20 protein-coding genes and 1 tRNA gene are annotated in these 20,071 nt (G+C 40.4%); 5 read left to right on the top strand and 16 right to left on the bottom strand.

Annotated elements, in window-relative coordinates; genetic code table 11:
- Positions 1-84 precede the first annotated feature (84 nt).
- Both LRA01S_RS06720 and LRA01S_RS06715 read right to left on the bottom strand, forming a co-directional pair.
- Complete coding sequence (locus LRA01S_RS06720; RefSeq protein ID WP_061774867.1) at positions 85-2,529, bottom strand: ATP-dependent Clp protease ATP-binding subunit; 2,445 nt, start codon at positions 2,527-2,529, stop codon at positions 85-87.
- A 28-nt stretch (positions 2,530-2,557) separates the two neighbouring features.
- On the bottom strand, positions 2,558-3,001 hold the full coding sequence (locus LRA01S_RS06715; RefSeq protein ID WP_061774879.1) for a CtsR family transcriptional regulator: 444 nt from the start codon (positions 2,999-3,001) through the stop codon (positions 2,558-2,560).
- A 386-nt stretch (positions 3,002-3,387) separates the two neighbouring features.
- On the opposite strand from LRA01S_RS06715, the gene LRA01S_RS06710 reads away from it, so the two are divergent.
- Genes LRA01S_RS06710 through LRA01S_RS06695 form a run of 5 tightly spaced genes read left to right on the top strand, consistent with a single transcriptional unit; the run spans position 3,388 to position 6,531 of the window.
- Entirely contained in the window at positions 3,388-4,089 is a 702-nt protein-coding gene (locus tag LRA01S_RS06710) for an XRE family transcriptional regulator (RefSeq protein WP_061774866.1), read from the top strand.
- A gap of 46 nt (positions 4,090-4,135) precedes the next feature.
- On the top strand, positions 4,136-5,581 hold the full coding sequence (locus LRA01S_RS06705; RefSeq protein ID WP_061774865.1) for a Y-family DNA polymerase: 1,446 nt from the start codon (positions 4,136-4,138) through the stop codon (positions 5,579-5,581).
- Positions 5,578-5,748 (top strand): hypothetical protein, encoded by a 171-nt coding sequence (locus tag LRA01S_RS11085; RefSeq protein ID WP_169797132.1) that lies wholly within the window; start codon positions 5,578-5,580, stop codon positions 5,746-5,748. The genes LRA01S_RS06705 and LRA01S_RS11085 overlap by 4 nt, the downstream gene beginning before the upstream one ends.
- A gap of 35 nt (positions 5,749-5,783) precedes the next feature.
- Positions 5,784-6,185 carry a YbgA family protein gene (locus tag LRA01S_RS06700; RefSeq protein WP_061774864.1) on the top strand — a complete coding sequence of 134 codons (402 nt, stop codon included), beginning with the start codon at positions 5,784-5,786 and terminating at the stop codon, positions 6,183-6,185.
- Complete coding sequence (locus tag LRA01S_RS06695) at positions 6,169-6,531, top strand: TIGR02328 family protein (protein ID WP_061774863.1); 363 nt, start codon at positions 6,169-6,171, stop codon at positions 6,529-6,531. Before LRA01S_RS06700 ends, LRA01S_RS06695 begins: the two co-directional genes overlap by 17 nt.
- An 88-nt stretch (positions 6,532-6,619) precedes the next feature.
- Here the strand turns inward: LRA01S_RS06695 and greA are convergent, their stop codons facing one another.
- The 14 genes from greA to LRA01S_RS06625 form a co-directional block, all read right to left on the bottom strand.
- The gene (gene greA / locus LRA01S_RS06690) at positions 6,620-7,102 is read right to left on the bottom strand and encodes a transcription elongation factor GreA (protein WP_061774862.1); all 483 of its coding nucleotides are present in this window, start codon (positions 7,100-7,102) and stop codon (positions 6,620-6,622) included.
- Between the two features lie 91 nt (positions 7,103-7,193).
- On the bottom strand, positions 7,194-8,837 hold the full coding sequence (gene mltG / locus LRA01S_RS06685; RefSeq protein WP_061774861.1) for an endolytic transglycosylase MltG: 1,644 nt from the start codon (positions 8,835-8,837) through the stop codon (positions 7,194-7,196).
- Positions 8,838-8,970: 133 nt separating this feature from the next.
- On the bottom strand, positions 8,971-9,555 hold the full coding sequence (gene rpoE / locus LRA01S_RS06680) for a DNA-directed RNA polymerase subunit delta (protein WP_061774878.1): 585 nt from the start codon (positions 9,553-9,555) through the stop codon (positions 8,971-8,973).
- Between the two features lie 343 nt (positions 9,556-9,898).
- Positions 9,899-10,411, bottom strand: coding sequence for an adenine phosphoribosyltransferase (locus tag LRA01S_RS06675; protein ID WP_061774860.1), 513 nt, complete (start codon positions 10,409-10,411; stop codon positions 9,899-9,901).
- A gap of 1 nt (position 10,412) precedes the next feature.
- Positions 10,413-12,638, bottom strand: coding sequence for a single-stranded-DNA-specific exonuclease RecJ (recJ, locus tag LRA01S_RS06670; protein ID WP_061774859.1), 2,226 nt, complete (start codon positions 12,636-12,638; stop codon positions 10,413-10,415).
- Entirely contained in the window at positions 12,635-13,366 is a 732-nt protein-coding gene (locus LRA01S_RS06665; RefSeq protein WP_061774858.1) for an SDR family NAD(P)-dependent oxidoreductase, read from the bottom strand. Before LRA01S_RS06665 ends, recJ begins: the two co-directional genes overlap by 4 nt.
- A complete protein-coding gene (gene rnz / locus LRA01S_RS06660) occupies positions 13,363-14,304 on the bottom strand; it encodes a ribonuclease Z (protein WP_061774857.1) in 942 nt (313 codons plus the stop codon). The genes LRA01S_RS06665 and rnz overlap by 4 nt, the downstream gene beginning before the upstream one ends.
- A gap of 94 nt (positions 14,305-14,398) precedes the next feature.
- Positions 14,399-14,470: transfer RNA gene (locus tag LRA01S_RS06655), tRNA-Arg, on the bottom strand.
- A gap of 132 nt (positions 14,471-14,602) precedes the next feature.
- Positions 14,603-15,499: an SPFH domain-containing protein gene (locus LRA01S_RS06650; RefSeq protein WP_061774856.1), complete on the bottom strand. Its 897-nt coding sequence runs from the start codon at positions 15,497-15,499 to the stop codon at positions 14,603-14,605.
- Positions 15,496-16,170 (bottom strand): hypothetical protein, encoded by a 675-nt coding sequence (locus LRA01S_RS06645; protein ID WP_061774855.1) that lies wholly within the window; start codon positions 16,168-16,170, stop codon positions 15,496-15,498. The genes LRA01S_RS06650 and LRA01S_RS06645 overlap by 4 nt, the downstream gene beginning before the upstream one ends.
- Positions 16,145-17,410, bottom strand: a complete 1,266-nt coding sequence (gene hflX, locus LRA01S_RS06640; protein WP_061774854.1) for a GTPase HflX — start codon at positions 17,408-17,410, stop codon at positions 16,145-16,147. The genes LRA01S_RS06645 and hflX overlap by 26 nt, the downstream gene beginning before the upstream one ends.
- A complete protein-coding gene (gene miaA, locus LRA01S_RS06635; RefSeq protein WP_061774853.1) occupies positions 17,397-18,308 on the bottom strand; it encodes a tRNA (adenosine(37)-N6)-dimethylallyltransferase MiaA in 912 nt (303 codons plus the stop codon). The genes hflX and miaA overlap by 14 nt, the downstream gene beginning before the upstream one ends.
- Before the next feature lie 170 nt (positions 18,309-18,478).
- Entirely contained in the window at positions 18,479-19,642 is a 1,164-nt protein-coding gene (locus LRA01S_RS06630; RefSeq protein ID WP_061774852.1) for a tyrosine-type recombinase/integrase, read from the bottom strand.
- 53 nt (positions 19,643-19,695) lie between these two features.
- The gene (locus LRA01S_RS06625) at positions 19,696-19,920 is read right to left on the bottom strand and encodes a hypothetical protein (RefSeq protein ID WP_061774851.1); all 225 of its coding nucleotides are present in this window, start codon (positions 19,918-19,920) and stop codon (positions 19,696-19,698) included.
- Positions 19,921-20,071: the final 151 nt, after the last annotated feature.

Below are 20,071 nucleotides of genomic sequence, written 5' to 3'. Positions count from 1 at the left end.
CACCTCTTTATCTTTTATACCCTTATTATACCGTGAAAACGTTTTTTTCACAAATATTTTACAATACCTTTTTGGTTAATTCGGTTAATCAATAACTTTGATTGTCAACTCACCTTTGGAAACGCCTACTGTCACACTATTTCCAGCCTTAATTTCGCCTGACAAAATTTTATCCGACAGAGGATTCTCAAGTTTTTTCTCCAAAGCTTTTCTGATTGGACGGGCCCCATATTCTGGTTCAAAGCCATTTTTAGCGATAAGCTGATAGGCAGTGGCAGAAAGTTTCAAGGTGATGTGACGTTCTGCCAAACGTTTAATCAATGGTTTAGCCATGATTTTTACGATATCTGATAATTCCTGCTCAGAAAGTGGGTGGAAAACAATGCTTTCATCGATACGGTTGAGAAACTCTGGGCGATACCGTTTTTTCAACTCTTCTAAAATTCTAGACTTCATGGCGACGTAGTCGGTTGAGGCATTGGCTGCACCAAATCCGACCGTCTTATCGTCGCGTAATGAGGTCGCACCCAAGTTACTGGTCATGATGATGATTGTGTTGCGGAAGTCTACCTTGCGCCCCTTACCATCCGTGATGAAGCCGTCATCAAGGATTTGGAGCAGGAGGTTAAAGACATCCGGATGGGCTTTCTCAGCCTCGTCAAATAGGACGACAGCATAAGGCTTGTTGCGCACCTGCTCGGTTAGCTGACCGCCCTCGTCATAGCCAACATAGCCAGGAGGTGCTCCAACTAAACGACTGGTGTTAAATTTCTCCATATATTCGCTCATATCGATACGAATCATGCTGTTTTCATCGCCGAAAACGGTCTCTGCCAGAGCTTTAGCAAGCTCTGTCTTCCCGACACCGGTAGGCCCCAAGAACATGAAGGAACCCATAGGACGTCTGTCATCTGAGATGCCTGAACGACTACGACGGATAGCACTAGCAACAGCTGTAACGGCTTCGCTTTGACCGATAACGCGTTTATGGAGTTCTTTTTCTAAGTTAATCAAACGCGTCATCTCACTTTGGCTCATCTGTGTGACAGGCACGCCAGTCAAGTTAGACACAACCGCAAAGACATCACCTTCGCTCACACGAGACGACTTTGTTTTAACCGTTAGTTTCTCACGTTTGGCTTCAAGTTTTTGAAGATCTTTGTTTAAGCTTTTAGCTAGCACAAAATCTTGATTGATAATCGCTTCTTGTAACTGTTCATCAAGCTGTGATGCTTTTTTATCTAGCTTACTTTGTTCGGATAAATTATTTTTAGCTGAAATTTTAACGGCAGCAGCTGCTTCATCGAGTAAGTCAATGGCCTTATCCGGCAGTCTGCGACTTGGCATATAGCGAACACTGAGCTGAACCGCTGCCTTGACTGCATCAGCGTCAAAATTTACCTGATGAAAGGCTTCAAATTTGCTTTGAAGACCTTGTAGAATTGCAATCGATTCGTCTGAAGATGGCTCTTCAACAGTAACTTTTGCAAAGCGACGTTCCAGAGCAGCATCTTTTTCGATGTATTTTTGGTATTCGTTAAAGGTCGTTGCGCCAATCAGCTGAAACTCACCACGAGCTAGTGCAGGTTTCATAATGTTTGAGGCATCGGTAACAGAATCCGTTCCGCCACCAGCACCGACGATCGTATGTAGCTCATCGACAAAAACGATAGTATTTGCATCTTGGCTGACTTCATCAACAATCGCAGTCATCCGGTCTTCAAATTCTCCGCGGAATTTAGTACCGGCAACCACATTAGCAATATTAAGTGACATAAGACGTACACCTTGCATATTTGCAGGGATATTGCCATCAATCATACGTTGCGCCAAGCCTTCGATAATAGCTGATTTACCAACACCAGGTTCACCAACTAGGACAGGATTATTTTTTGTCCGGCGACTCAAAATGTGAATCACGCGCTCAATTTCCTTATCCCGACCAATCATCGGATCAATGCGTCCTTGTCTAGCATCTTCCGTCACATCACGCGCCACTGAATCTAGCGTTGGTGTAATACTTGCCGCCGCAACACCCGATGCGATATCGCGTTTTCCCATCGGTGTGACCGCTTTTTTAGCTATTTTTTTGACATTCATATTACCGAGCTCAATTAAGTCTTTAACGATTTCAGTAATTTTGATTTTGTTTAGTTCCAAAAGTTTCTTGGCAACATTGTCATCATCAGTCAAGATGACATAGAGCAAGTGTTCAGACCCTGTTTCTGCCAAATGATTTTGAGCTGCAAGTGCATCTGCTTCTAGCAAGAGCTGTTCGACCTTAGGTGAAAATTGGATATTTTGAACCGTTTGCATTTTTTCGGGTAACTGGTGTTGTTCGATTTCATCTAGCGCCATTTCAATCGTCACATCGTGATCCGTTAGAATGTTTTGGCCAAAGCTATCGTTACTCGATAACATCCCCGCCAAGACGTGTGATGTTTCTGCATAATCATAACCATTGCCCGCCGCAAAAACGCGAGCTGTTTTGAGAATATCTTCAAGTATGTGCGTATAATTTTGTGTCATTTATTATTTTCCTTAGTTATAGGGTCATTTAGTCCATCTTATCCAATCGGTGAATCGTTGAGGTTAATAAAATAGTTCGTTGTAAATCCGTCAAGACTGGATGACTCAGCGTTGCGAGTAGTAGATTTCCTTCGCGCTCTGTCACAATTTTTTCGTTAAACATCAATTGCATAAGATCTTGTACCATGCTGACGGTCATTTTTTCTGGCATTTTGTTTAAAATGTCCATTAAGAAATCATGGGCATCCGAATACTGGATTCTAACAATTCGAATATAGCCACCGCCACCACGTTTACTCTCAACTTCAAAGCCTTTTGGTAGGGTGAAGCGTGTCTTAATGACATAGTTAATCTGACTCGGCACAACGCCAAAATGTTCTGCAATCTCTGAGCGTCGAATTTCGATTTCTGCTGCCTGAGAAAGTAACTCCTTGAGGTATTTCTCTATCATATCTGATGTGTTTCTCACAATTTCTCCTTCCTTCGATTCCATTTCATGAAATCTTGAAACTTGAGCTCTGCTTGCGCTCCATCAAGCGGAGGCATCAGTACTTGGTAATTCATGTTCAATATTTTTTCTGACCTTGTTTGACCATTGTATCATTTTTTAAATTGTTTTGCTACTCTCAAGTCCTTTAAAACCTATCCTAAAGGGCTTTAGATAACCACATAACTGTAGGGCATTAGTTTTAGTTTCCAGTCTACTGATATTTTCCTCATCTTTATTTATGACGATCATCAAGACAGTCCTTTATCCTTAAAATGATAATATCAGAAATATTTATTGACTAAATTCCGAAAATAGATTATCCTAGTGGTAAGTAAAAAACTTACCACTTTTTAAAGAAAGGATACGCCATGAGTTTGAGCCAAAATCTAAAAAAACTAAGACTAGCACACCACCTAAGCCAAGGAGAAATCGCTAGGCAACTTGGTATTTCAAGACCTGCCTACGGCTTTTGGGAGAAAGGCACTGTCCGCCCCAAAATAGATAACCTTGAAAAACTAGCCAACCTCTTCCAAGTTGAAGTCAGTGACTTAAGCCAAGATAATAGAGCCGATTTACTAGCTATCTATGATACCTTAACCCACCAGAGACAAGACAGGGTCTTAACTTACACAAAACAGCAACAAACAGACCAAGACAAGGAAAAGGCAACCACACCGCTCCTACACCTCGTGCCCAATAAGGTCTACGAAAAATTATCCGCAGGAACAGGCTATGGCTATTTTGATGACGGTACCTACGATATTGCCTATTCCGACAAAGCCTATGACTACGATTTTGCTTCTTGGGTTTTCGGCGACTCCATGACCCCCGAATTCGAAAACGGCTCCGTCGCCCTCATCAGGCAGACAACCTTTGACTATGACGGTGCCGTCTATGCTGTCGAATGGGACGCTCAAACCTACATCAAGCATGTCTACCGCGAAAAAGATGGTCTGCGCCTAGTCTCCGCTAATCCCGACTATCCCGATAAATTCGCCCCGTTCGATGACGCACCACGGATTATCGGAAAGATCATTGGACATTTTATTCCAATAGAGAAAGCGGACTAGGCCACAGATATCGAGGGCGTACAATACAATATTAGAAAGGACACTGATGATTACACCAGATTTCGATTACACCAAAGAACAGCACCGAGCGATTGCTTTCATTGACATGAAATCTTTTTATGCCAGTGTCGAATGTGTCGAACGTGGACTGAATCCTTTGACGACCTCACTATGTGTCATGAGTCAAGCAGATAATTCAGGCGGGTTGATTTTAGCAAGTTCCCCTACTTTTAAGCAAGTGTTTGGCAAGTCTAATGTCGGGCGAAGTCGTGATTTACCTTTTTATACCACCACGCACAAGTTTAACTACCAAAATTACTACCGAACCGTCACAAGAGACTGGCTCAATCGCGCGCCAGAACCCTCGCCATCACATGTGGCTTTCATTGAATCCTGGGCCAAACGGACGATTATGACACCCCCTAGGATGTCAGCCTATATTGATAAAAACATGGAAATTCAACACATCATCCAAGATTTTGCAGCTATTGATGAGATTTGTTGGTATTCTATAGATGAAGGCTTTGTTGATTTGACTGAATCGCTAAATTATTTTTACCCAGATCAAAGTCTTACACCCGCCCAGAAACTGGATGCCGTCAGTCATGACATCCAAGTTGCTATCTATCAACAAACTGGACTTTATGCAACAGTTGGGATGAGTATCGGCAATCCCTTACTAGCCAAACTAGCGCTAGATAATGCCGCCAAGCACACGTCAAATATGCGAGCTTTATGGACTTACGAAACAATTGCAGATACCGTTTGGCAAATCCCAGACTTAACCGATTTTTGGGGCATTAGCAGGCGAACCGCCAAACGCTTACGACATATCGGTGTCAACTCTATCTACGAGTTAGCGCATACGCATCCTACTGTTTTAAAAAAAGAATTCGGTATTCTGGGTGTGCAACTATTTTGCCATGCTAATGGCATTGATGAATCCAACGTTTCAGAAAAATACGATGCCAAAAGTAAATCAATCGGCAACTCTCAAACCTTACCTCGAGATTACACCTCCCAAAGAGAGATCGAGCTAGTGATTTCGGAGTTGGCTGAACAGGTGGCAATCCGTACACGCAGGTCTAAGAAAAAAACACAACTGATCTCACTCTATGTGGGTTACGGCTTTTCTGAAAACAAACCGTCCATTCACGCTCAAATGTCAATTGAACCAACACATTCGACGCAAAAACTAACACAAGCAATTTTACGCCTTTTTCGGGATAAATATGCGTCTGGTGCAGTCAGACGAATTGGGGTTTCCTACGGCAGGCTATGTGACGATGATTTTGAGCTGATTTCCTTGTTTGATGATGCTCAAGTCACACAAAAACAAGAGACGGTTCAAGATGTTATCGATGTAATTAGAGAAAAACACGGCTTTTTATCAGTTCAAAAAGCTAATAGTTTAGCTAACGGTTCGCGCGTCATTGCACGTAGTAAGCTCGTTGGTGGTCATTCAGCAGGAGGTTTAGACGGTTTATCATGACAAAAGTAGATCGACATTATAGCCAATTTGAGGAAATCAGACTGTATCAAGACCGTGGTATGATGAAGTGGCAGGGATTTTTCTTGTCCGAACATACGAGTGAGATTAAAAAAGATCAGGCACCACAGACTTACTATGCTTATCAGGCCATTGGGCAGTTGGTCTAAATAGATAGGCAACAACATCACATGGAGGATAAACAATGACAGCTTGGCAAGTCAAATGGGCCGAACACAAATATTGGGTCATGGCCCATTCACAGCAGCTTTATAATCAAATCAGAGTACTGGCTAAAAATAATGACTGGTCAGACGAAACAGCAGTCACATTTGAAAATTTGCTACAAGAGGCTGCCTTACAAGTTCCAACGCGCAAAACGCTAACAACAGCCTACGAACACGTCTGGGGTTATTTCAAGAAAATAGCGACGCCTGAAGAAAAGAATGACTACCTACGGCGCTTAGCAGTATTAGAGGTTGATAATGATCAACTCGGATCTTTTTTAAAAAATCTGACCTTAAAATATCAGGTGACTTATTTAATGCACTCACGATTGATCCGTGAAATTCAAGAGGAGCAAGAAAAAAATGAGACTTTGGCATGAAAAGTTGCTAAACCAGTTACCACGGCAACAACTATTAGGACAACACCGAGAAACGGCAGCACTAAGGGGCAAGGGTTGGGGTAAGAAACACGCCACAGTCAACTATGTCTTTAACTACTCCCCCTACAAACTCTACCAGTATCATCTCCTAGTCATGGGTGAAATGATAGCACGTGGCTATCACCCTGATGAAAACTGGTTAGAACCAAGTTATCGTGGCTTGCATTGCGCCAAATACGAGGAGCTCGCACCTTGTCCTCAGACAAGCCCGATTTATCCTGAGCACAATCAAACCTATTTAAATGAGTGTTTGGAAAATTTAGCAAGTAAAGGCATTATCTTATAGCAATTGGATTAATGTCAGAACATGTAAGCGAAACAATAAAGCCATCCGCTAATCCGGATGGCTTTATAATGTTGGTGTCTTCTAACGATTATTTAGAAGATACTTTAACGATTTTCACTTCCATTTCACCTACTGGTAATGGAATCATAACTGTATCGCCAGTTTTACGGCCGATAAGTGCTGCCGCAATTGGGGATTCGTTTGAAATCTTACCGTTGAATGGGTCCGCTTCGGCAGATCCAACAATTTTATAAGTTTCTTTTTCATCTTCGCCTACTTCAAGGAACGTGACTGTTTTACCAAGTGCGACTTCATTACTTTTCACACCTGCATTGTCAACGATTTCAGCGTTACGAATCATCGTCTCTACTGTTGCAATACGACCTTCGACGAAGGCTTGTTCATCTTTGGCTGCTTCGTACTCTGAGTTTTCCGATAAGTCGCCGTAAGAACGTGCGACTTTAATCCGTTCAACAACTTCTGCACGTTTAACGAGTTTGAGATTGTCTAATTCTGCTTCTAATTCTTCAAAGCCCTCACGGGTCATTTGATAGGTTTTTGTATCTGCCATAATCTAAGATGCTGAGTCACTGATTGTGAATATGCTTAAGCACGTTCACAATCAGTGAAACTCATCTCCTTTCCTTGTTTTAAATTTAGTCTTATTGTGCTGTTTCAGTATCTGATGCTTTATTTTCTAGTTTGTCATTGACATATTTTTGAACATTCGCATCATGCTCGGCTTGTGTTTCTGAGAAGTAAACCTTACCGGTTGTCACGTCTGCTACGAAATACAAGTCATTGTTGTCTGTCGGCTCAACTGCCGCCTTAATCGCCGACAAGCTTGGGTTGGTCACTGGACCAGGACCATAGCCTGAGTGAAGATACAGGTTAAATGGCGAGTCTAAAGATGTATTCACAGCCGCATCCTCAGCCAAGGTCGTTTTTTGACCTAATTTACCTTCAGCATACAGAATCGAAATATTTGAGCCCAGTGTCATACCGACATTCATCCGATTATAGAAAACTTGCGCGACATTACGTCGGTCAGCATCATTATTGGCTTCTTTTTCAGTCAAGGCTGCGATAGACAATATTTCATTAACCGTCTTAGGATTAGGACCCGTTTTAATCTTTTCATAGTAAGGCTGCAGATTTTGGTTCATTGTCGCAATCATCTGCTCAACAACTGACGTCATCGTAGATTTCTTCGTATATTCATAAGTCGCTGGGAAAAGATAACCCTCTAACTGATATTTCACACCCGAATCACTAGCTGGTAAAGACTCAAAAAGCTCTGGATAAGTCGTTTTCATTTGCTCAATAAAGGTCGAATCCGTCACAACTTTCAAGAATTCTTCCTTGGTAAACGGCGTCTTATCCTTGTCTGACTTCGTCAACACATTATCTGAAATCTTATCCGCCATCTGGTCAATGGTGAAGCCTTCAGGAATCGTTATTTTTCCTAAAACGGGTTCAACAGGCTTCTCTGTCCCACCTTCTTGTAAAGTTTTAGCAATCGTAGTTAACGTCATACTTGGTGACAGATTATAGTAGCCTGACTTAAAGCCAGTCAAACTTTTCAATTTCGTATAATATTGAAAAGCTGTCGCATTCTTGATAATGTGATTTTTTTCAAGAATTTGACCAATTTCCTTGCTGGCAACACCTGCAGGAATTTCTATTGCTTTGGTTGATTTATCAGTCAGGCTGTAAGGCTGAATCTCGCTCTTGATATACTTATAGCCTAAAAAGCCAGTCGTCCCACCTGCAATAAACAGGACAAGGACGACGATTGCAATAATCTTACCAGCCAATTTTTTAGATTTTTTCTTGGTTGAACGCGTATAGCTTTCCTGAGAGCGACGCGTCACTTTCTTGATATTTTTAATTTCTGCTGTATCCTCTACTGATGTGTCTTCTGCCACCTGATTAAAAGTCAAATCTGACTGACGGTGATTAGCTGTGTCAAACACTTCAGATGGCTCAGTTGTTACTGGCGTATCATGAAACGTTGGCTCTGACTCTACAGGCCACTCTCTCGACGATCGACTAGCAGACGTGCGTGATTTAAGCGGACGATCAGCTTTCCCAAATAAAGCATCATCTGCTTGCTCAGTCATTGACAAGTCATCCGAAACCCGAGTATGATCTGCCATCTCAGGTATGACTGATGAATTTTTAGACGCAGAAAACCCTGTCTCCGATGCGACATCATCGAGAGATTGGCTGGCCTCTTCTAATTGACGAAGAATTCTATCTTTGAACGTCTCACGCTCAAATTTTTTTGTATCTTTTTCTACCAAATTAACAATCTTCTACTTTCATAAGACACACTAGTCTAGATTTATCATATTTAGGTGTCAAGCGTTATCATTTTAGATTATACACGAAAATCCTTGAAAATCAAGGATTTAATAAAAAATATGGATTTCTCCATTATTTTTTAGTGACTAAATCGTCATCTTCTTCGTCTTCATCGTCGTCTTCGTCGTCATCTTCATCGATACCATCTACTTCGGCATCATCAATATCAACTTCTTCAAGCTCGACATCAAAGGCTTCGACCTCATCTTTTTCGTCATCTGGGTTTTCATCGTCATATGTGACATCCGTATCATTGATATCATCGTCATCTTCTGGATCATCATCACTGTAGTCGATATCAATGCCATCTGCTGCAAAAGCGTTGACTTTTTTTCGTTTTTTCTTAGGACGGTCGCCTTCATCATCCAACTCGTCAAGAGCAACAACTTCTTCGTCAATCTCGTCAATGGCATACCACGAACGTAAAGCCCATACGTTGTTACCAAGTGGAATAAAGCTACCATCTGTATTTAATTCAGTATAAAAGCGCGACAGACGATCACGAATTTCACTGTCTGATTTGCCAAGATAGTCTTGGATTTCATTGACAAGGACGTTAAAGTCCATTTCCTTGCCTTGTTCTTCCAACATCGCGTGTGCGACTTCAATCATCGAAAGTTCTGACAAATCTTGATTTTCAAATGCTTTAATTTTCAATTTATTATCTCCATCAAACAAAGTATAGGGTTACCTCACGACATCCTGTCAGAGATAAGCTATCAAGTTTACTTTTCTCATTTAACTAAAGAAAGGAAACAAAATTTTTGAGCTATTTTTTACCAATTAGGTCAACAACTAAGCGGTAAAAGCGCTTAGCCACGTTGCCCATAGCTTTTCCGTAAGCCGCTAAAGCGACAACTTCAATGCCAGAGGCGATAAGGCGATGACGTACAGGTGTACGTCAAGACATATCAACTATAAATTGGCGGGAAATAGGCAAAAATGCTTGCTTTCTTTGGTTAATTGAGTATATGACTATTTTACCATAAGATTAAGCATTTTAGTAATGCATGAGTACTTTATAAGCATAATCACCAATCTTATCACGGCCATTGAGGTCATCTAACTCGATGAGGAAGGCACAACCTGCGACGATACCGCCTAATTGTTCAATCAACTCAATCGTCGCTTTAACTGTACCACCTGTTGCCAACAAATCATCTACGATCAGAACACGTTGCCCTGGTTTAATCGCATCTGCATGCATGGTCAAGGTATCAAAGCCGTACTCTTTTTCGTACTGCGCTTCAATCACTTCACGTGGCAATTTGCCTGGTTTTCTAACTGGTGCAAACCCAATCCCTAATTCAAAGGCGACTGGACAGCCAACGATAAAGCCACGGGCTTCAGGTCCGACGATCATGTCGATTTGTTTGTCTTGCGCGTACTGTACGATCTCACGAATCGCATAGCTATAAGCATTGCCATCAGCCATCAAAGGCGAGATGTCACGAAACTCTATCCCTTTTTCAGGGTAGTCAGGAATTGTTGCGATATAATTTTTTAAATCCATTTTAGTTCTCTTTCAATTTATGATAAATGTCAGCGACAGGCGATAAGGCAAAGAAGGCTTGTTGCTTGACTGATACTTGTAGGGCTTGGTAAATTTGACTTTCTGAAATCTCACGTTTAGCTGCTGCTTGATTGACGGTCATCAAACCATCTTGAATCGTTACAAAGCCCAACTCTTCGAAAATCTGAACCATTTTAACCAATAAAATGTCGGGGATTTTCAAGAAATCAGCTAAATTTTTAAGTTTATAGCGCACATCAAATTCTGGGTACTGATAAATCGTCTTATAAAATTTAGCAAATTGGTCACGCGTACCACCACCTGTGAGGTAAAAAGTTTCTTTGATCTGATTTTGAAAATAGATCGCTGTAAAGTCATGTTCAGCAACGATTTCTTCTAGTCTTGCTAAGGCTTCCGCATCCTTTGGCGTTTCTGCAATGACCAGAACCTCACTCATTATAGCATGATTTTCCGATTCATTTGTGAAAATAAAGGCATTTTCTGGAATTTGTGTTTGATTCTGCTGATTTCTTAGGTCAATCAGCTGGCTGCCTTCAACCCGCGCATCCGTAATCATCAACTGAACAGAGGTATTGCCATTCCAGGTATTGACCGATAAGGTTACGGCAAGATCTGGTGCTGTCTGTTCAAAATCAAGTGTCTCCTGACCATGACCAAAGTAAACCGCTTCTAACTGGGTTTTATCTTGCTGAATCTTTAATTTGAGATGGGCATTTTGTTGGCCCATAGCTCTACTTTGAACGACTTGATAATCGCTAACTAAAAACAGAGGTTTGGGATTTTCTTGGCCAAATGGTGCTAACTGGGACAAGGATTTAATCGTCTCAAGTGTCATATCTGATAATGAGATTTTTTCATCCAAAAGCAAGCTATTTTTCTTAGACATATCAATTTTATTTTGTTGAATAAAATCTGCAATAACTGCTTTAATTTCCGGTAGTTTTGCCAGTTCAAAAGTCATTCCTGCCGCTTGCGCATGACCACCAAAGGCGATCAACAAGTCCCGATGCTGCGTCAAGGCTTCAAAGATATTGAAAGCTGGAATTGACCGTGCAGAGCCTTTTAAAATGCCATTTTCTTCTGATAGCATGACGATTGGTTTGCCCGTTTTTTGTAGCAATTGTCCTGCGACAATTCCAAGCACACCAGGATTCCATCCCGTCTGATAAATAAACTGAACTGGACTGTCATCCAACTGACTTTCAGCTTCTAATAGCATCTCCGCCACAATCGCTTTACGTTCAACATTTTTCTGGTCAATCATCTCAGCGATTTGACGGGTCTCATCTTCGTCCCAACCTGTCAATAACTCAATGGCAGGATTGGGATCATCAATACGACCCAAGGCATTGAGTCTTGGGGCAATTTGAAAGCCGATGGTTTCCTCAGTGATGTCGCTTGATTCAATCCCTGCTACCTTAAGCAAAGCTTCCAATCCAACACGTTCTGTATTTTTGAGAATTTCCAAGCCAAATTTGACGAGGATGCGATTCTCATCGGTGAGTGCCATCATATCCGCAATCGTCCCAATAGCCACTAAATCTAGCATTTCTGATGGGATGTATTCCAAAAGGGCACAAGCGACCTTGAAAGCAACACCACAGCCTGCTAATGCCTTAAAAGGATATTGTCCATCTGGATGCTCGGGGTGGATAATGGCATAGGCATCTGGTAGCGTCTCAGGCAATGAATGGTGGTCGGTAATGATGACATCACAGCCACTTTCTTGGGCGTAAGCCACCGCTTCATGACCGGCAACACCATTGTCCACCGTGATAATCAAACCGACACCTTCATTTTCAATGAAGTACTTATAGACGTCTAAATTTGGACCATAGCCATCGGTAAAGCGATTAGGGAGGTAAACTAGACTTTCCGCGCCAATTTCGTCTAAGGCCGTCTTCATGATACTGGCGCTGGTCATACCATCCGCATCGTAGTCACCATAAATCAGGATCAATTCTTGATTGGCGACCGCCTGACGAATACGCTCTACAGCGCGACTCATGCTGTAAAACAAGAAAGGATCATGTAAATTTTCAAGCGATGGATTCAAAAAAGTCATCAAGGCTTCTTCAGTCCGAACTTGACGCTTCCAAAGCAATCTTGCTGAAAGTGCATCTATTTTTTGTTTTTTAACTAACTTGACAAAGTCTTCTGACGGTTCATCCGTATTGACTTGCCAATCATAGGTAGGTGTGATCATTTTATATTGAAAAACCTCCGCGTTATTTTATCTACAACATTTGGAAAATTGATGGCGAAAATACGTGCAAGATTCAGTTGCCAAGGTAAGTTTAACTCTCGTTTACTGGTCTGAAGATGTGCGACTATTTTTTTCGCAACAAATGTTGCTGTGACCGCATTTTTCCCAACTTTTTTCAGATAGTCAGGATTTGCGGCATGAAATTTCGTTAAGACTGGCCCAGTATTGACGACCAGCACCTTGATATTCGCATCCGCAACTTCTTGTCTTAAGGCATCTGAAAAGCCACGGACTGCAAATTTTGTCGCTGCATAGGCAGTCGTTTTAGAAGTGGCCATATAACTTGCGATAGATGCTATATTGATAATCTGACCAGATTTCTGAGCTATCATATCTGGTAAAAAGGCGCGTGTGACGGTCATCAAGGCCAAGACATTGACGTCGAACATCTGACGCACATCGCTAGTCGTATCAGTCAAAAATGGTTTGAAATAGCCATAGCCTGCATTATTAATCAAAACATCAATGGCACCAAAGTCCTGAGAGATTTGTTGACATGTTGCGATTAAGGCTTTTTCGTCTGTCAAATTTACCTGATAAAGGTGTTCTGAAATATCTTTTAAACTACTGACATCACGTGATAATAAAATCAAACGATAGCCTTGAACTTGTTTGGCGATTTCGCGTGCAATATCACCTGTCGCACCCGTTATCAGCAAATTTTTCATGGTTGAATCACTTCCTCATAGAAGTCTTTGACGACATAAGCGTTATCAAAGGTTTGCTTGGCTTCTTGAGCCAGCTGTATCACGAGTGGTCCAACATAGCGCGCTGAAATATGGGTCAACAACAAGCGTTTAACATGCGCTTGTTTGGAAACTTCTGCGGCCTGCTTCGTCGTTGAATGACCGTGGTTTCTAGCAATCTTAGCTTCACTAGCTTCATAAGTTGCCTCATGAACGAGCACATCACTACCAATTGATAGACGAATGGCCTGGTCGGTCTGGCGTGTGTCGCCTAAAATCGTTACGACACGCCCTCTTTTATCTGGGCCTATGAAATCTGCGGCTTTAATCAAGTTACCGTCAATATCAATGTCTTGACCATTTTTGATTTTGCCAAAAAGTGGCCCAAAGGGAACGCCCGCTGCTTTGAGCGCTGCTGCATCCAGCTCACCTTTTTTATCTTTTTCGACGATGCGATAGCCCATACAGTAAATCGTGTGGTCTAGCGTTGCCATATGAACCTCAAAGGTCTCATCTGAAAAGATTTTACCGGCATGACTGGCGTCCAGCTCATGGAAATTAATCCGATAACTAAGCTTACTGCCAGACAGTCTAAGTGAGGTCATGACATAGTTTTTAATGCCAACTGGCCCATATATATCTAGATTTTGTGGCTGATCATCTGAAGAAGACGTTTGGAAGCTTCGACTAGACAAAAAACCAGGCAAACCAAAAATATGATCGCCATGCATATGCGTGATAAAAATTTTCGTAATTTTTCTCGGGCGAATACTTGTCTCTAAAATCTGGTGTTGGGTCGCTTCACCACAATCAAATAACCAGATTTCATTTCGCTCAGCAAGTAATTTCAGCGCGATTGACGTCACATTTCGCTGCTTGGCTGGCTGCCCTGCACCAGTGCCCAAAAATTGTATTTCCATGGTTTCCTTTCGCTCTTCAAGCTTATGAACACCTTAAAAATCAGCTTTAACGCTTAGCAATCATTTTTAGAGGTGGTCTTATAAAAGAAAAAAATCCGTCCTGAGGGAATCGAACCCCCATCTCAAGAACCGGAATCTTACGTGATATCCATTACACTAAGGACGGAATTTTTGTTTGACAACTATTATAGTTTAACAAATTTTCCGCTAAAAGGCAAAGAAACTTCTCCAAAATGGAAAAGTTTCTTTGTCTTGATAGTTGGTTCCAAACTTCAACTGTTTTCTGAGATATTCAGGATTATCCTTTGGCTTTGAGTGCTGTTAAAATTTGTGTCCTAATATCTTCAATGCCGTCAGGTTGACTTGGTAGGAAGACAGATGAGTTGCCATTATTGGCAAATTGGTTCAAGGTGTCCAAGTATTGGTTGGTCAAGAGAATCGACATGATTTGATCTTCTGAAATATCAACACCAGTCTCTTTCATTTCCTTGATAGACAAAGCTAAACCGTCAACAATCGCCTTACGTTGTTCGGCAATCCCGACACCGTGTAGGCGATCTTTTTCAGCATCAGCTTCGGCTGCCGTGACGATTTTGATTTTGTCCGCATTGGCAAGCTCTTGTGCTGCGACACGTTTACGTTGGGCCGCATTGATTTCATTCATGGATTGTTTGACTTCAGCGTCTGGTTCAACTTTTGTAATCAAAGTTTTCACGATGATATAGCCGTAAGTTGACATTTCTTCAGCCACTTGACGTTGCACTTCGAGGGCAATTTCATCTTTTTTCTCGAACAATTCGTCCAAGGTTAATTTTGGTACACTTGAACGTAAAGCATCCTCAATGTAAGACTTAATTTGCTCACCTGGATTCATCAGCTTGTAATAAGCATCTGTCACGTTCTGTTCATTCACTCGATACTGCGTCGCTACCGTCATTTGAACGAAAACGTTGTCTTGTGTTTTCGTTTCAACATTCATGTCGTTTTGAAGCAAACGAAGCTGCACGCGCGCGGCAATCCGGTCAATGCCGAAAGGTAATTTAAAATGGAAACCTGAGTTTGCAATCGTTGTAAACTTACCAAAGCGTTCAATGATGACAACACTTTGTTGTTTCACGACATAAAACAAACTTGAGAGACTCGCCAAAATCAAGATAATAATGATGAGTAGAAAAATAAGAAATACTGCTGTCATTTTACGCCTACTTTCTGGATATACAATGAAAATGTTCTATGACTGAATTGTATCATTTTTTTATTACTAATGCTATTATTTACCAGTTTGTCGTAATGAGCTAAACCGTCTGCGATATTCAAGGTAGTTATTTTAAGATAGTCGGTATTTTCTGACTTGGTCGTGAGATCATCTAAAGCAAGAGGTTCTCCAAATGTACCAAAGTCATGGGCAGCCATGGTGATACGACCATTGTCCAAACTAACGACATACTGTGGAAAAAGCTGAGCAATTTCAAATAAAAGCTCATCCGTCACCAGCTCGTCTTCAAACTCACTGAAAACGACCGCTCGCTCAGTAACATTTTCATAGGCGAAACCAAAAGATTTACCTGATAAATTTAAGCGAATAAAGCGAAAAGTCGGGGCGTCACTAGAACCTTCCAAGACAAAACTAGGCGCAGCTGAAAAACTACTAAAGGTCGTCGATAAGTCTAAAAAGTAAGCTGTCGCTGCTTCTGGCCCTTGTTTTTGATAGAGCTCAGCAAAGTAAGCATTAACCACACTTGCCGGCGGACAGATATAAGCTAACTTTTCCTGCTCCGTTTCTAAAGTCGCCAAGCGATTGGTCAACAAAAACCGATCCATGGCCATAAAACCACCTGACTTAATGGCTAACTCTACATAATCCATCTTCTACTAACCTCCATTTTTCACGCTCAGAAATACTGCCTGACACATGATAAGTTTCCGTTTCGTCTTCTGCAACCACTGTCTCAAGCAAAGCTATTTTTCTGAGCATGGGCAGATGATAAGCTGCTGCATAAGGCAAGTCCAACGCAAAAGGCACAAACAGTTCCGTAATTTTAGCAATAATCGCCTGGCGCAGTTGCTGAACCCCTGCCTCAGACTTGATTGAAATCTGAACACTTGGCAAAATAGTCGGCGCAAAATGTTCAGCCAAATCTAGTTTATTATAAACAGTCAAAACTGGAATATCTGACATGCCCAAGTCTTTCATGATACTTTCCACAACATCTTCATGAATTTTATGATTAGGATCTGACGCATCAATCACATGCAAGAGTAAATCAACATTTTTAGATTCCTCAAGCGTTGACTTAAAGGCCTGAACCAACTCCGTCGGTAAATCCTGAATAAAACCAACCGTATCGGTCAATGTGACTGTAAATTCATCCTGAAGTGAAAAATCCTTGGTCGTTGCATCCAAAGTCGCAAATAATTCATCTTGTTCATATTGAATTTTTTGCGTCAAGGCATTGAAGACAGAGGACTTTCCTGCATTGGTGTAGCCGATTAACCCTAACTTAAAGACACTTGAGTTATTACGTTTTTGGCGACTATTTTCCTGAACCTTTTCAGCCTTTTTAAGCTGTGCTTCAATGATTTCAAGACGATGGCGAATATGCCTGCGGTCAGTCTCTAATTGGCTTTCACCTGCACCACGCGAGCCAATACCACCCGCTTGACGGCTGAGTTCTAATCCCTTACTTCCCGACAAACGTGGCAACAGATATTTCAACTGAGCCAATTCAACCTGCAACATGCCAACATGACTCCTCGCTCTAAGGGCAAAAATATCTAAAATCAACTGCATTCGGTCGATGACTTTAACGCCTAGAAAGCCTTCCAAATTGACATTTTGTCGCGGTGTCAATTTTTCATTAAAAATGACCATATCCGCTTCATCAGCCTCTAAATTGTCTTTGATTTCTTGGAGTTTGCCAATCCCAACCAGGTATTTCCCGTCTAGACGCTCTTTCTTTTGCGTGAAAACAGTCGTCACAACAGCACCAGCTGTCTCAGCTAGACTAGCTAATTCCGTCATAGACGCTTCAAAAGTTTGGTTGTTATCAAAGCTTTCAACACCAACTAGGACAACTTTTTCTTGTGTTTTTTCAGTTTTTATCATCTAAAAACCTTTCTATTTTCTGGTCAACCTGATCTTGAAAATCGGGCGCCAAAATATCTTGGAAGTCAACGCCCATTCGGTTTTTGAACCAGGTGATTTGTCGCTTACTATAGCGTCTAGAATTTTGTTTAACAGCTTCAACTGCTGCCTCTAAGGTAATCTGCCCCTCAAAATATGGAAAGAACTCTTTATAGCCAATGGCACGTGACACCTGAGCCTCTCTAAAACGCGCATAGAGCATCGTTGCTTCCTCTAGTAGGCCTGCTGTCATCATCAGATCAACACGGTGGTTAATGCGCTCATATAGGACTGAACGCTCTGTATTCAGACCAATTATTAAAAAATCATAGTCTGATTTTTGATTGGCTAACTCGCCACCAAATTTTGCAATTTCCAAGGCTCTAATCGCACGTCGCCGATTCATTTCTGGCATTTCAATCTGGTGATCAAAAACCTTAGCAAACAGTTGATCATCCGTTAGCAAGTCAAGTTTTTGACGTAAGGCTCGCATCTCCTCATGATGCCCTGAGCCACCAAGATGATAGCCTTCTATCAAACTTTGCAAATAAAGGCCTGTACCACCTACAATAATCGGCAGTTTACCACGAGATGAAATATCAGCAATCGCTACATTGGCTTGTGTCACAAAATCATGTGCACTGAACGATTCTGACAGGTCACGCACATCAATCAAATGATGGCTTACAGCAGCCTGCTCACCTGCTGTCGCCTTAGCTGTTCCAATATGGACTTCTCGATAAACTTGCTGGCTATCGCCATTGATAATTTCACCATCATATTTTTGCGCAATGTTAATGGATAAGGCAGTTTTTCCGACTGCTGTTGGCCCCGCAATCACGATAATTTTATTTTTTGTCAAATTTTTCACTTTTTTCATTTTTTTGTTATGATTAAATTATATCATATACAAGTATTCATAGATACCCATATATACTCATAACCCTTGATATAAAAGGGTTTATCCACTATTTAAATTGAGATGTAGTACATAGATATTCACAGATACGTAACGCTAACCAAGCTTTTTGGTTAGTTTTTGGTTAGTAATCACAACTCCAAATTATTCAGTTTTTCATCTACATCTTCTTTCATTTTTTTAGTAACATGAGTGTAAATTTGTAATGTCGTTTTTTCATCTTTATGACCTACACGTTCCATAATTGTCTTAATAGGAACTCCTAACTCAGTCAACAAACTAACATGAGAATGTCTTAACATATGACTTGAAAACATTTCAGGTTTTTTATTTTTTATGTTTGCTTTTTTAGCTATTCTTTTTAGATATATATTTAATGTATCAGGATTAATCAAAGTACCTGTTAAGCTCAAAAATACAAACAATTCATTTTTCCTTTTTACCTCAGTATTCAATTGCTTCATAGTAATCAAAATTTCAACACACCTATCATTAATTGAAACAACTCTATATGAATCAATCGTTTTAGGTGAATTTAGCTTAAATTCCATAATACTTGTTGAGTTCTTATCTAAAGTGTATTTTATATACAACTTTCTATCAATTAAATTTATATTTTCCCACATCAAAGCCAATGCTTCCCCAATTCTCAAGCCTGTCAAATACATAAACTCTATCAAGCAATTCATTCTAACTTCACGAGGAGTTACTTCAAATGACTGTTTGAATTTTTTCATCTCATCAATTGACAAAAACTTTTCTCGTTTTTTTTGAATATCTTCAATAGTTTTTCTTTGTTTTGGCAATTCTACACGTTCAAGCGGATTATATTCAATATAACCTAACTTTAAAGCATATTTAAAAAACAAATTAATCAAAGATTTTTGAGATTTTTTGTAACGCAACGAATTATTACTTGACATAAAATATCTTTGAAAATATTTTGCAGAAACATTATTTATCAAATCATCAAGAATGTTTTTTAAAACACTATTTAACATCACAGATTGAACAGCATATGTACTATCCTTTAACTCCTGCTTCCTAAATATTTTGTACTCATCATACACTTCTCTGACTTTCAATTTTTGAAATTTCTGTTTTTGCTTATATCTTTCATCATGTTCAAGTATTTTTTTGTCAATCTTAACCCCAAGCCTTCGTCTCGCTTCTCCTTGTGCCTGTCTAGTTTTAGAACCCAAAGTAACACTTACTTGCTTCCACTTACCCTCACTCTCATCATAGAATTTTTCATAATAACGATATTTACCATTATCCAATCTTTTAAGAAACAATATACCCCACCTTTCTTGGTATATCATTAGTTGAATACACTAATTATACCATTTCATTTATGCAACTGACTTTCTTTGTATTTCAGATATAAAAAAAAGCCTTTAGCGTTAATTAAAGTCATTTGTGATGTTGGTCTTGAAATTATTTCTTTGAAATCATCATTTTTATTAATATCTCGCATATATCTTTCAAGAGTACTCTTATGAATAGCAGGAAAAAACTTTTCTAACAACTGTTTTTTTGTAAAAAGTTTATCTGGAAAATTGTTTATATCCATATTTCTTTCGCTCCTTTCTTTTGTATTTTATATACCTTGCATATAACGAATATGCACCGCCCACATCGTGAGTGTTCTACAATTAAACTAAAGGTACGCTAATATTTAAATACAGCCCAATAATTGAACTTTAGATTGTTTGTTTAACCAA

Source organism: Pseudolactococcus raffinolactis NBRC 100932 (assembly GCF_001591765.1).
GTDB classification, from domain to species: Bacteria; Bacillota; Bacilli; order Lactobacillales; family Streptococcaceae; genus Pseudolactococcus; species Pseudolactococcus raffinolactis.
This window is presented reverse-complemented; position numbering and strand designations above follow the sequence as displayed.